A 12,036-nucleotide genomic window follows, 5' to 3' on the forward strand; every position below is an offset into this window, starting at 1 on the left:
TGAACATCGGTCACTCGAACTTCTTGTTTCCTGTGATTCGTATGTGCGAAAGTGAGCGCCCCCTGGTGACCGCTCAGTAGCTGACGCGGCATAGGTATGCACCAATCACACACCTGCTTTTCCGACGTATGCGTTTTCCCCGCGCGTCCGCGGCTCGGAAGGAAATGGTTCAGTGCAATCCCCGTACCCCCCACGACCCCCCTACCCGCCACGGCCGGGAGAGAGCCCCGGGGAGTCCGACCGTCAACTCGTCGCCCGATTGGGCGGTACCGAGGGCGGTTCCCGTGCGATCGCCCTGCTGCTGGCCCGGCACTGGCGGGCCGCTCATGACTACGCGGTCATCTGTCTGGCCTCCTCGTCCGGTTCGGCCGAACTCGTGACCGCCGCCGCGTTCCACCGGGTGTTCGGCCGCGCGAACGGCGGTGCCGTACGTCCCCAACTCCTGGCGGCCGTAAGGGAGACGGTGAAGGAGTGGGCCGCCGAGGACCGAATTTCCGCCGCGCTGCCGGAACTGGGCAAACCGACCGGAGGGCGTGGACTGCGTGCGGCACGCGGCGTCACACCCGAAAGGCGGCAGCTCGCCGAGCGCGCTTTCCTGGCTCTTCCCGGGGCCTCCCAATGTCTGTTGTGGCACATCGAGGTCGAGGCCGAACCCATATCCGTACCGGCCGGTCTGCTGGGCGTGGACGTGGGCCGTGCCGCGGACGCGCTGCAACAGACCCGCGAGCAATTCCGGCAGGGCTGTGTCCGTGCTCACCGGGAACTCGCGCCCTCCAAGGAATGCGGCTTCTACAACCGCCTCCTCGACGTCCCGATCCGTCGCGGCGGCCCCCTGCTGCCGGACGTCCAGCGGCATCTGACGGAGTGCCGCTTCTGCCGGCACGCCGCCGAGCAGCTCAGCCATTTCGAGGGCGGCCTGGACGTCCTGCTCGCGGAGACCGTGCTCGGCTGGGGCGCCCGGCGCTATCTCGACTCCCGCCCCGGCCGCGGTGGCACCCGGCAGTCACCAGGCGCCCGCCCGCGCGGCGGCCGGCACCGCCCCGCTCCGGCCCGTCGTCTCGCCGCGCCACGGCGGAACGCGAAGGCCGTCGCCGTGGTCGGCCTGACCGCCCTCGCCCTGCTCGCGACCGTGCTCGTCGCCCGCGGGTGGTCCGGTGACAACGGTGTCCCCGAACAGGGTGCCACCTGGGGTGCCCCCAGCGGCAACCGCACCATCCCCTCGGCGCCGCCCACCCCCGTCGGCTCCCCGTCGGCCGCCTCCGCGACCGACCCGGTGGAGGTCGGACACGGCAGGTTCCGCAGTGCCACCGCGGACCTCTGCCTCGACCTCCACGGGGACACGGCCGCCGACGGTGTCGCCGCGGTCCTCGCCGCCTGCTCGACGGCCCTGTCACAGCAGTGGTCGTACCAGGACGACGGCCTGCTGCGCAGCCTCGCCGCCCCCGCGCTGTGCCTCGCCTCCGACCCTGACAAGGGCTCGGTCGTCCTGGCCGGCTGCCTGGTCCACGCCGGAGAGGTGCAGTACGACCTCACGGTCCGCGGCGAGATCCTGCTCCGCTGGCACCGGGCGCTCGCCATCGCGCCCGGCAAGGGCCCGGACGTCGTGGTCGCCGACCGGGACGGCGCCGAGGACCAGCGGTGGGTGCTGGAGACGACGGAGTCCGCGGTCACGGGGGAGCCGCGGAAGAAGAGCGGGACGGGCGAGAAGGGTGAGAAGGCGACGCCAAAGGGGGAGAAGGGCGACGGTCTCCTCCCGGCGGTGCCCTCGCCGAGGCTTCCCGTCCGACCTCCGAGCGAGGACCGGCCCCACGACGACGGTCCTGACCCCTACGAGACGCGCATGGCGCAGGTCGATCACCGGGAGGAACCGGCGGCCGAGGTGGTTCCCCGGCGGCCGGCGGAGGTGCCGGCCGCGGTGTCCGAGAAGGCGGCGGACATCGTCACGTCCCTAGGGTCCGTTCTTCGCTGAGCAGGAGGGTCGCCCCACCCGGGGCGGCCCTTGTTCAGTTCGGTTCGGTTCAGTTCATTGACACGAGTCACCGGTCGGCATAGTTTTCCCGCCGCGTCCCAGGTGTTTCTGACCCTGCGTCAAGTCCTTTTGCCGCCCCGTGCGTTCAGATACCGAAGGAGTGACGGCTCATGACCGACAGCGTCTCCGTCCCCCGGCGATCCGCCCTGTGTCTGCTGGGCGGGGCGATCGCCGTCGTCGCGGCGGCCACGGGCGGATTCGCCGCCCCCGCCCACGCCCGGACCAGACCCGGCCACGGCGCGGGACCCCGCGTCGAAGGCCTCCTCGCCCGGCTCACCGGGGAGCGCAAGCGGGTCACCGTGCGGGTCGGGGCGTCGGCCGGGGATCTGCGGCTGCGGACGCGGGCGGAGGTGGCACGGTGATACGCCGGATCGCCGTCGCGCTGACGGCACTTGCCGCGACCCTGCTGGTCCCCGCGTCGGCCCAGGCATCCTCGGGTGATCCCGTGGTGCGCACCGAGGCGGGCCTGGTGCGGGGTGAAGTCACCGCCGAGGGGCGGCAGTTCCTCGGCATCCCGTACGCCCAACCGCCGGTCGGGCGGCTCCGCTGGACCGCGCCACGGGCGGTCCGGCCCTGGCAGGGCGTGCGCGAGGCACGGGACTTCGGCAACAAGTGTGCGCAGACAGCGAGTTGGGACCCCGGATACGAACAGCCCGCGCACACCGAGGACTGTCTCGACCTCAACGTGTACGTCCCCGAGGGCGCCGGGCGACGCGCGGTCCTGGTCTGGTTCCACGGCGGCGGGCTCACCGCCGGGGCCGGCCAGGACGTCGTGCCGGACGCCTTCGCACGGCAGACCGGCACGGTGGTCGTGACCGTCAACTACCGCCTGGGCGCGCTGGGTTTCCTCGCCACGACGGGTCTCGACGACGAGGCGCGCGACGGCGTCTCCGGCAACTTCGGCATGCTCGACCAGCAGGCCGCGCTGCGCTGGGTGAGCGCCAACGTCTCCCGCTTCGGCGGCGACCCCGGCCGGGTGACCATCGCCGGCGAGTCGGCGGGCGGCCGCTCGGTCTGCACCCAGCTGGCCTCACCCACGGGCAAGGGCCTGTTCCGGGCGGGCATCATCGAGAGCGGGGCGTACGACGACTGCGCCGCCCGCCCGCACGGGACGGCCGTGACCGAGGGCGCCGACTTCGCCCGGAAGCTCGGCTGCGACACCGTCGCCTGTCTGCGCGGCAAGTCCGCCGCCGACATCCTCGCCGCCCAGGGCGACTACGACTGGGGGCCGGTGGTCGGCGGACGCTTCCTGCCGCGGCAGCCGTCCGCCGCGCTGGCCCAGGGAGCCGCGGCCGGAGTGCCGGTGATGAACGGCGCGAACCAGGACGAGGGCCGGCTGTTCGCCTTCGCCCGCTTCGACCTCGCCGGCACCCCGCTCACGGCCGAGCAGTACCCGGCGGTCATGCGGCAGGAGTTCGGCGAGGAGGTGCTCCGCAGCTATCCGCTCGCCGCCCAGCCCTCCCCGACCATCGCCTACGCCACCGCCTTCGGCGACATGCTCTTCGCCTGCCCGGCGCTCCGTCTCGACGGGGTGCTCGCCGGACGCGGTCCGGTCTACGCGTACGAGTTCGCCGACCGCACCGGCCCGCCCTTCGCCTCGCTGCGCAACGTCGGGACGGACTTCGACTTCGGGGCGACCCATGTCAATGAGGTGCAGTACCTCTTCAAGCACTTCGGCCTGGAATCCCCGCTGAACGCGGAGCAGCGGACGCTGTCCCGGCAGATGGTCCAGTACTGGGGGTCCTTCGTCCGGGGCGGAGCGCCACGGGCGGACGGGCAGCCGGCCATGCCGCCCGGCACCGGGCAGGTGCTCTCGCTGCGGACCGCCTCCGCGGGCGGTAACGCCGTGAGCACGACCGTCCACGGCGCGCATCGGTGCAACCTCTGGGACTCGGCCGCCGTCTCCTAACGGGTAGGCTTCCGGCGCACGCCCACGCGGGCGTGCGCCGGGATCACACGGGATCACAGGACACGGGAGGAACCGGCGGTGCACGTCCAGGAATGGCTCGAGACCGTACCCGCGGTCAGCATCTATCTGCTGGTGGGCCTGGTCATCGGCCTGGAGAGCCTGGGTATCCCGCTGCCGGGCGAGATCATCCTCGTCTCCGCCGCGCTGCTCGCCTCCCAGCACGGTGACATCAACCCCTTCGTCCTCGGTGCCTGCGCCAGCGTGGGTGCCGTCATCGGTGACTCGATCGGCTATGCCATCGGGCGCAAGGGCGGGCGGCCGTTGCTGGCCTGGCTGGGGAAGAAGTTCCCCCGGCACTTCAGCGAGGGGCACATCGCGACGGCCGAGCGGTCCTTCGAGAAGTGGGGCATGTGGGCCGTCTTCTTCGGCCGCTTCGTCGCGCTGCTGCGGATCTTCGCGGGGCCGCTGGCGGGTGTGCTGCACATGCCGTACTGGAAGTTCCTGATCGCCAATGTGCTGGGCGGGATCATCTGGGCGGGCGGTACGACGGCCGTCATCTACTACGTGGGTGTCGTCGCCGAGTCGTGGCTGAAGCGGTTCTCCTGGCTGGGGCTGGTGCTCGCCGTTCTCATCGGGCTGACCTCGATGTTGGTGCTGAAGCGCAAGGCGAAGAAGGCGACGTCCGGGACGCCGGCGGCCGAGCCCGAGGTCGTCCCGGCCGCCGACTGAGGTTCACGGCGTCTCGTACACCTCGTGGTGTGCCTTGGCCAGGTCCGCGTACAGCGTGCCGTTCAGCGTGACCCCCTGGCGCTCCTCCTCCGTCAGTTCGCGCCTCACCTTTGCCGGGACTCCCGCCACCAGTGAACCCGGCGGCACCTGCATCCCCTGGGGGACCAGTGCCTGCGCCGCCACCAGCGACCCCTCGCCGATCACCGCGCCGTTGAGGACCGTCGCGCCCATGCCGATCAGGCAGTCGTCGCCGATCGTGGCGCCGTGCACGACGGCGTTGTGGCCCACGGACACCCGCTCGCCGATGCTGACGGGAAAGCCCGGGTCCGCATGCAGCGTGCAGTTGTCCTGGATGTTGCTCCGGGCGCCGACGGAGATGGTCTCGACGTCGCCGCGGACGACCGCGCCGTACCAGACACTCGCCCCCGCCGAGAGCGTCACGTCGCCGATCACCGTCGCGTTGGGGGCCACGAAGGCCTCCCCGTCGATCTTCGGTTCCCTGCCGCCGATACCCGTGATCAACGCCTTGTGCGCCATTGCCTCGCTCCTCCTGGCCGTCCTCGGTTCCTCCGCACCGTACGCCACCCGGTAGGGCGAAGATCACAAGCCCCCGACCTCATACGGGGGTCGTCCTCTCAGTACCGTGAGCGGGTGCTGAAGCGCAAGAACACGTTCTCATCCTGGCGGCGCCGTGTGGTGCAGCGCGCCGTCCACGCCGGCTGGGCCTGGGTGCAGCGCACGGGCTCCGTGACCGCCGACCAACCGGGTCGCTTCCGCTTCGGCGCGATGGGAACGAGTACCAGGCTCGCCTTCCCGCTGGGCACGGTTTTCGGCGAGCCCTGGATCCATCTCGGGTCGCACTGCATCGTCGGCGAGCAGGTGACCCTGACGGCCGGGCTGATGCCCGACCTGGATCTCGGTCCCGAGCCGATCCTGCGGATCGGGGACGGGGTGGTGCTGGGGCGGGGCAGCCATGTCATCGCCGACACGACCGTCACCATCGGCAGCGACTGCTACTTCGGGCCGTATGTCTATGTCACGTCGACGAACCACTCGTACGACGATCCGCACGAACCCATCGGCAAGCAGTGGCCGCGCATGGAGCCGGTGGAGATCGGGCCGGGGTGCTGGATCGGGACCGGTGCCGTGATCCTGCCGGGGGCGCGGATCGGGCGGAACGTGGTCGTGGCCGCCGGCGCGGTGGTCCGGGGTGTCGTGCCCGACCATGCCGTGGTGGCGGGGGCGCCCGCGCGGGTCGTACGGCGATGGACTCCCGAGGAGGGGTGGCAGCCGCCGCTCAGGACGCCGGCGCCGGTGCCGATACCCGACGGGATCACCCCGGAGCAGCTGAACGCGCTCGCGGAGCTGGACGAGGAGACCGTGGCGAAGCTCGCCGAGCTGGACTGAGCCCGGGGTTCAGCCGGTCGCCAGGAGCAGCGTGCCCACCATCGCCAGGCCCGCGCCCGCCGCCTGGACCGCCCGCAGGCGTTCGCTGAGGAAGCCTCGGGCGGCCAGGGCGGTCACCACCGGGTAGAGCGAGGCGAGGACGGCGGCGACCGTGACCGGGCCGAGCCGGGCGGCCATCGCGTAGGTGCCGTTCGCCGCGACGTCGGCCAGACCGACGAAGGCCAGCGCCGGGAGCGAGAGCCAGGGGAAGCCGGTCGGGGGAAGGGCCGGGTTGCCCTGGCGCACGGAGGCGAACAGGGCCGCGCCGCCCACCGCGACGTTCGTCACCCGCTGGACGAAGAGCGCGAGGAACAGGCCGGTCACGGTCGTCGACGCCTCCGCGATCAGTGCGAACACCATGCCGAAGCCCAGCGCGGAGATCAGGGTGAGGACGATCGTCTCGCGCTGGACGGGAGCACCCTTGAGCTGCGGGCCGCCCGCGAGGACGACGCCGAGGACCGCGACCGCGATCCCCGCGAACTGGGTCGGGCCGGGACGCTCGCCGAGGAAGAGGCCGACCCCCACGGGGACCGCGACGCTGAGGGTGGCGAGCGGGGAGACGACGCCCATCGGGCCGAGCGCGAGGGCCTTGTAGAAGCAGATCATCGCGACCGGACCGACGAGACCGGCGGCGAACGCGAACCACAGGCGCGGTCCCGCCTCGCTCCAGCCACCCATGGCCACCACGATCGCGCCGAGCACGGCGGTCGCGATCGCCTGCGAGACCACGACCACCGTCAGCGCCGGGGTGCGCCGGGTCAGCAGTCCGCCGCCGAAGTCGGCCAGGCCCCACAGAAGGCTTGTGGCCAGGGCGAAGAGTGCTGTCACGGAGCGCCTCGCAGTACAGTTCGATGAACGATTCGGTGCACCCCACCGTAGTTCATCGATTTGCACTCTGTCATACAAAATATTGGACGTGATGTGTCGGACCTCGACCTGCTGACCCAGTCCCTGGCGCGCAACGTCAAGCGCTGGCGGACCGAGCGCGGCTTCACCCTGGACGTGCTCGCCGCGCGTGCCGGGGTCAGTCGCGGCATGCTCATCCAGATCGAGCAGGCCCGCACCAACCCCAGCATCGGCACGGTGGTGAAGATCGGTGACGCGCTCGGCGTCAGCGTCACCACCCTGCTCGACTACGAACAGGGCCCCAAGGTGCGGATCGTCCCACCCGAGCAGGTCGTGCGGCTCTGGCACACCGACGCCGGCAGCTACAGCCGGCTCCTCGCGGGCGCCGAGGCGCCCGGCCCGCTGGAGATGTGGGAGTGGAAGCTGATGCCCGGCGAGAGCAGCTCCTCCGACCCGCACCCGATCGGCACGGTCGAGATCGGCCATGTCACCGCCGGGGAACTGACGCTCACGGTCGACGGCGCCGAGCACCGCGTCCCGGCCGGCTCCAGCGTCACCTTCGACGCCAACGCCCCCCACACCTACGGCAATCAGGGCACCGAACCGACGGAGTTCGTCCTGGCCATCTCGGTCCCGCCCGCGACCTGAGACCCCCGGCGGGCCGCCACCGCAGGGCTGACCCCGAGTGCGCCGACACCGCCGTCTTCGTGCAGCACTACGGGCAGGAGCTGCTGGAATGGTCCGCGAACTGTGTCGTGGAGGCGGGCAGGCGCGGTGGTGAGTCCACGCTCGCCGCGTGTGTCGTGCTGTCCACCACCCGGGTCGACGTCAACGGTTTCGTACGCCGCCAACTCGGTGCCCGCAAGGCCTCGTTCGCCTCGGTGGACACGGCGACGGGGGAGACCGGCATGGAGTACGGCGGCATCCCCCCCGCCGACTGGCCGCTGTTGGTGGACTCGGCCGTCGTCGACCTGCCCTACGTCCGGGCGCGGTGGTGCTGGACGGGCCGGGCGTCTGAGCTCAGACCGCCAGGTGATGGGCGAGGGTGAGATGCGGATCGGTCTCGCCCGGGAGCGGCGCCGGGTCGGCGTGCACCAGGGCGGCGGTCAGACGCGGTACGGCGTGCAGGAGCGCGTGTTCCGCGTCCACGGCGATGGCGTGCGCCTGCCGTACCGTCGCGTCGCCGTCCACCACCACCGCGACCTCGGCACGCAGCCGGTGCCCGATCCAGCGCAGCCGCAACTCGCCCACCCCGCGCACCCCTTCGACCTCCAGCAGGGCTCCCTCGGCCCGGTCGACGAGGGCCGGGTCCACGGCGTCCATCACCCGCCGGAACACCTCGCGCGCAGCGTCCCGCAGGACCAGGGCGATGGCCGCCGTGATCGCCAACCCCACGAGCGGGTCGGCGAGTTGCCAGCCCAGCGCCGAGCCTCCGGCGCCCAGCAGCACCGCGAGTGACGTGAACCCGTCCGTGCGGGCGTGCAGTCCGTCCGCCACGAGCGCGGCCGAGCCGATGTCGCGGCCCACCCGGATGCGATAACGGGCCACCCACTCGTTGCCCGCGAACCCCACGAGCGCGGCGACCGCGACCGCCGGGACGTGCTGCACGGGCCGCGGATCGAGGAGCCGCTCGACCGCGGTCCACCCCGCGAAGGCCGCCGACGCGGCGATGGTCAGCACGATCGCGATCCCCGCGAGATCCTCGGCCCGCCCGTAGCCGTAGGTGAAGCGACGGGTCGCCGCGCGCCTGCCCAGCACGAACGCGATCCCGAGCGGTACGGCGGTCAGCGCGTCCGCCGCGTTGTGCACGGTGTCGCCGAGCAGCGCGACCGAACCCGACACGGCCACCACCACGGCCTGCGCCGCCGCCGTCACCCCGAGGGCCACCAGCGACACCCACAGGGCCCGCATCCCGCGCGCCGAGGACTCCAGGGCTGGGTCGAGCTTGTCGGCACTCTCGTGGGAGTGAGGGGTGAGGAGGTGCTTCAGACGGTGGCGAAGGGTGTGCTTGTGGGCGTGGGAGGTGTGGCTGTGCTCGTGGCCGTGGCTGTGAGAGGCGCGCGGGTGCCCGTGGCCGTCTTCGCGGTGGTGCCGGTCGCTCACGTGGGGCCCCTTCCGGTGCGTGCGGTGGACGTGCGCCGCCCACACCGCCATTATGTGCGTATGAGCGCACGCATGCACCTGTCACCTGCGCATCATGCGCACCCGCAGACGCCGGGCGACGAACAGTTCACTCTCGCCGCCGAGCTCCTCGCCCTGCTCGGCGACCGCACCCGGCTGGCGTTGCTGCACGCCCTGACCGGCGGGGAGGCGGACGTCACGACCCTCACCGAGGCGTGCGGGGCGGCCCGGCCCGCGGTCAGCCAGCATCTGGCGCGGCTGCGGCTGGCGGGTCTGGTGACCACGCGGAAGGAAGGCCGGCGGGTGATCTACACCCTCCGGGACGGGCATCTGCGGCGGCTGGTCGACGAGGCGCTCAACGTGGCGGACCACCGGCTCAGCGACCGGCCCGTGCACGACTAGAACCCGTGGCTCAGTACTCCGGGTCCTTGCCCAGGTACTGCTCCGCGAACGCGAGCGCCGCCGCGGGGGAGGAGAACAGACGGCGCAGCCGGGCTTGGGTCGTCCCCGCGAGGTACGGATCGCCGGACGAGGTGCCGTGGTAGACCTCCGACAGCCACTGGGAGAACTCCTGGTAGTCCCAGACGCGGCCCAGGCAGGCGGCCGAGTAGCCGGTCAGACCGGTGGAGTCGCCCTTGGTGAGCTGGGCCACGAGCGCGTCGCCGAGCAGGAAGGCGTCGTGCAGGGCGAGGTTCATGCCCTTCGCCGCGATGGGCGCGGTGAGATGGGCGGAGTCGCCGGCGAGGAAGAGACGGCCGAACACCATGGGTTCCACCACGTAGTTGTGCATGTCGAGGACGCGCTTCTCGATGAGGCGGCCCTCGGTGAGCGGCGGGGCGCCGTTCGCGCCGAGGCGTTGCCGCAGCTCCGACCAGACTCTGTCGTGCGACCAGTTGTCCGGGTCGTCGCCCGGCGGGCACTCCAGGTAGTAGCGGGTCACCTCGGGGCTGCGCGCCATGTGCCCGGCGAACCCGTTGGGGTGGATGCCGAAGACCACGCAGTCGTTGGACGGCGGCGCCTCCGCGAGCAGCGCCAGCCAGCCGATGCCGTAGTCGTGCCGGGAGACCAGCGCGCGGTCCGGGGTGAGCAGGGAGCGGGTCACGCCGCGCGCCCCGTCGGCGCCCACCACGAAGTCGCAGGGGATCAGCCGGTCTTCGCCGAACTCGTCGACGTACTCCACCACGGGGTGGTCCGAGTCCAGGTCGTGCAGCCGTACGTCCCGCACGCCGAACCGTATGTCGCCGCCGCGCACGTCCGCGTACTCGCGCACCAGGTCCGTCACCAGCAACGGCTGTGGATACACCCAGTGATGATGACCCGTCAGTTCCGTGTAGGCGAACCGGTAGCGTTCGCCGCCGAGCCGGAACTCGCACTCCGTGTGCCGCTGCGCCCGCTCCAGCAGGTTCGTGGCGAGGCCCCGCTGTTCGAGGCCGCGTACCGCCCACTCCTCCAATACCCCGGCGCGAGGCCGCTGTTCGACGAAGGCGCGGGTCTCCGTCTCCAGGACCACGCAGTCGACACCGACGGCCCGCAGGATGTTGCCGACCGTGAGACCGGCGGGACCGGCGCCGATGACGACGACCGGCTTGTGGAGCGGAAGCGCACCGCTGGGGAGGGGGGAGACCTCGGTCATCCGAGCATTATGTCCGCGCCCCGTGGCGCTCGGGAACCGAGTACCGTGGAAAACCGGGTGACGGGGTGGGGTGGCGGGGTGGTCGCGTGGGTACCGGCGGACTTCTACCGGGCGGTCGACGGCGGCCTTCAGTGCACCCTCTGCCCCTTCCGCTGCCGACTGCGCGACGGTGACACGGGCGCGTGCAAGGTACGCCGCAGGGAAGGCGATCGGGTTCTGACGGCGACCTGGGGTACGACCGTCGAGCACTGGTCCTCCGTGGAGCGCAAGCCCTTCTACCACTTCCGGCCCGGCCTGCCGCTGCTGACCCTGGCGCCGCCCGGCTGCTCGTTCCGCTGCGACTACTGCGTCAACCACCGTGTCTCCCAGTACGGCAGGGACCCCGACAGCCGTGTCGCCGCGCAGGACGCCGACGTCGAGAAGCTGGTCGCGGCCGCCGCCGAGCGGGGCGGCGGTCTCGCCCTCTCCTACTCCGAGCCCTCCCTCGCCGCCGAACTCACCCTCGAACTCGGCGCCAGGGCCCGTCCGTTGGGTGTGCCGCTGGTGTGGAAGAGCAACGGATTCCTCACGCCCGAAGCGGTGGAGCGCGTCGCCCCGGTCCTCGCCGCCGTCAACATCGACGTCAAGGCCGCCGCCGAGGAGGAGCACCGCCGGCTCACCGGGGCACCGCTCGCGCCCGTCCTGGAGACGCTGCGACTGCTCAAGGCCGCGGGAGTATGGGTCGAGGTGAGCACGCCGCTCATCCCCGGAACCAGCGCCGACGACCAACAGCTCGCGCACATAGCCGAGTTCGTCGCCTCGCTCGGCCAGGACACGCCCTGGCATCTGCTGCGCTTCACCCCCACGTACCGGATGCGCGATAACCGCCCCACCTCGCCGGAGCGCCTCGCGGACGCGGCGCGCATCGGTCGGGCGGCCGGACTGCGGTACGTGTACGTCGAGCGGGCCCTCGGTGCCGGGGGCCGGGCGACCCGGTGCCCGGGGTGCGGGGTCGAAGTGGTGACCCGGGGGGTATGGGGGCAGACGGAGAGCCTTTTGCGCGACGGGAGTTGCCCGGCCTGCGGGGAGCGGATCGCCGGGATCTGGACCATGGACGAGAGGGGTGGGGCATGAGTGCCGAGTACCGCTTCGTGGAGGACCTGCCGGACCTGATCGACGCGTCCGAGTACGACGACCATCCCGACGGACGGCTCGTACGGCTGCGGATCAGCTGGGACGAGACGGGGGTCGAGGTGCTCGGCGACGCCTTCCGGCCGGACATGCTGGAGGAGTTGCTGGAGCGGATGGGGCCCGACGCAGTGGAGCAGATGCTCTGCGGCTGAC

General features: G+C 71.9%; 13 protein-coding genes and 1 pseudogene. 10 read left to right on the forward strand and 4 right to left on the reverse strand.

All coding sequences use genetic code 11. The annotated features are described in order from the left end of the window. Positions 1-172: 172 nt before the first annotated feature. The 4 genes from OG866_RS37090 to OG866_RS37105 all read left to right on the forward strand — a co-directional run bounded on the left by OG866_RS37090 (position 173) and on the right by OG866_RS37105 (position 4,667). Positions 173-1,969 (forward strand): RICIN domain-containing protein, encoded by a 1,797-nt coding sequence (locus OG866_RS37090; protein ID WP_329341622.1) that lies wholly within the window; start codon positions 173-175, stop codon positions 1,967-1,969. A 170-nt stretch (positions 1,970-2,139) separates the two neighbouring features. Next, the gene (locus OG866_RS37095; protein WP_329341623.1) at positions 2,140-2,391 is read left to right on the forward strand and encodes a hypothetical protein; all 252 of its coding nucleotides are present in this window, start codon (positions 2,140-2,142) and stop codon (positions 2,389-2,391) included. Beyond that, positions 2,388-3,938 (forward strand): carboxylesterase/lipase family protein, encoded by a 1,551-nt coding sequence (locus OG866_RS37100; protein WP_329341624.1) that lies wholly within the window; start codon positions 2,388-2,390, stop codon positions 3,936-3,938. Before OG866_RS37095 ends, OG866_RS37100 begins: the two co-directional genes overlap by 4 nt. Before the next feature lie 78 nt (positions 3,939-4,016). Next, a complete protein-coding gene (locus OG866_RS37105) occupies positions 4,017-4,667 on the forward strand; it encodes a DedA family protein (protein WP_329341625.1) in 651 nt (216 codons plus the stop codon). Positions 4,668-4,670: 3 nt separating this feature from the next. Here the strand turns inward: OG866_RS37105 and OG866_RS37110 are convergent, their stop codons facing one another. Continuing rightward, the gene (locus OG866_RS37110) at positions 4,671-5,204 is read right to left on the reverse strand and encodes a gamma carbonic anhydrase family protein (protein ID WP_329341626.1); all 534 of its coding nucleotides are present in this window, start codon (positions 5,202-5,204) and stop codon (positions 4,671-4,673) included. A gap of 114 nt (positions 5,205-5,318) precedes the next feature. Between OG866_RS37110 and OG866_RS37115 the strand changes: the two genes are divergently transcribed. Then, on the forward strand, positions 5,319-6,074 hold the full coding sequence (locus tag OG866_RS37115) for an acyltransferase (RefSeq protein ID WP_329341627.1): 756 nt from the start codon (positions 5,319-5,321) through the stop codon (positions 6,072-6,074). Between the two features lie 9 nt (positions 6,075-6,083). On the opposite strand, the gene OG866_RS37120 is transcribed toward OG866_RS37115, so the two are convergent. Further along, positions 6,084-6,941 (reverse strand): DMT family transporter, encoded by an 858-nt coding sequence (locus tag OG866_RS37120; protein WP_329341628.1) that lies wholly within the window; start codon positions 6,939-6,941, stop codon positions 6,084-6,086. A gap of 93 nt (positions 6,942-7,034) precedes the next feature. Here OG866_RS37120 and OG866_RS37125 point away from each other — a divergent pair, with 93 nt between their 5' ends. Together OG866_RS37125 and OG866_RS37130 are read left to right on the forward strand one after the other, a co-directional pair. Beyond that, complete coding sequence (locus OG866_RS37125) at positions 7,035-7,607, forward strand: helix-turn-helix domain-containing protein (RefSeq protein WP_329341629.1); 573 nt, start codon at positions 7,035-7,037, stop codon at positions 7,605-7,607. Positions 7,608-7,636: 29 nt separating this feature from the next. Next, positions 7,637-7,942 (forward strand): annotated as a pseudogene (locus OG866_RS37130) (YbaK/EbsC family protein); the annotation flags it as partial. Positions 7,943-7,979: 37 nt separating this feature from the next. Here OG866_RS37130 and OG866_RS37135 read toward each other — a convergent pair. Further along, a complete protein-coding gene (locus tag OG866_RS37135) occupies positions 7,980-9,062 on the reverse strand; it encodes a cation diffusion facilitator family transporter (RefSeq protein WP_329341630.1) in 1,083 nt (360 codons plus the stop codon). A 60-nt stretch (positions 9,063-9,122) separates the two neighbouring features. On the opposite strand from OG866_RS37135, the gene OG866_RS37140 reads away from it, so the two are divergent. Next, positions 9,123-9,482: an ArsR/SmtB family transcription factor gene (locus OG866_RS37140; protein WP_329341631.1), complete on the forward strand. Its 360-nt coding sequence runs from the start codon at positions 9,123-9,125 to the stop codon at positions 9,480-9,482. 10 nt (positions 9,483-9,492) lie between these two features. Here the strand turns inward: OG866_RS37140 and OG866_RS37145 are convergent, their stop codons facing one another. Then, positions 9,493-10,713: a 4-hydroxybenzoate 3-monooxygenase gene (locus tag OG866_RS37145; RefSeq protein ID WP_329341632.1), complete on the reverse strand. Its 1,221-nt coding sequence runs from the start codon at positions 10,711-10,713 to the stop codon at positions 9,493-9,495. A gap of 57 nt (positions 10,714-10,770) precedes the next feature. Here OG866_RS37145 and amrS point away from each other — a divergent pair, with 57 nt between their 5' ends. Together amrS and OG866_RS37155 are read left to right on the forward strand one after the other, a co-directional pair. After that, on the forward strand, positions 10,771-11,826 hold the full coding sequence (gene amrS / locus OG866_RS37150; protein ID WP_329341634.1) for an AmmeMemoRadiSam system radical SAM enzyme: 1,056 nt from the start codon (positions 10,771-10,773) through the stop codon (positions 11,824-11,826). Next, positions 11,823-12,035 (forward strand): radical SAM-modified peptide, FtsH ternary system-associated, encoded by a 213-nt coding sequence (locus tag OG866_RS37155; RefSeq protein WP_329341636.1) that lies wholly within the window; start codon positions 11,823-11,825, stop codon positions 12,033-12,035. Before amrS ends, OG866_RS37155 begins: the two co-directional genes overlap by 4 nt. Position 12,036 lies beyond the last annotated feature (1 nt).

Source organism: Streptomyces sp. NBC_00663 (assembly GCF_036226885.1).
GTDB lineage: Bacteria > Actinomycetota > Actinomycetes > Streptomycetales > Streptomycetaceae > Streptomyces.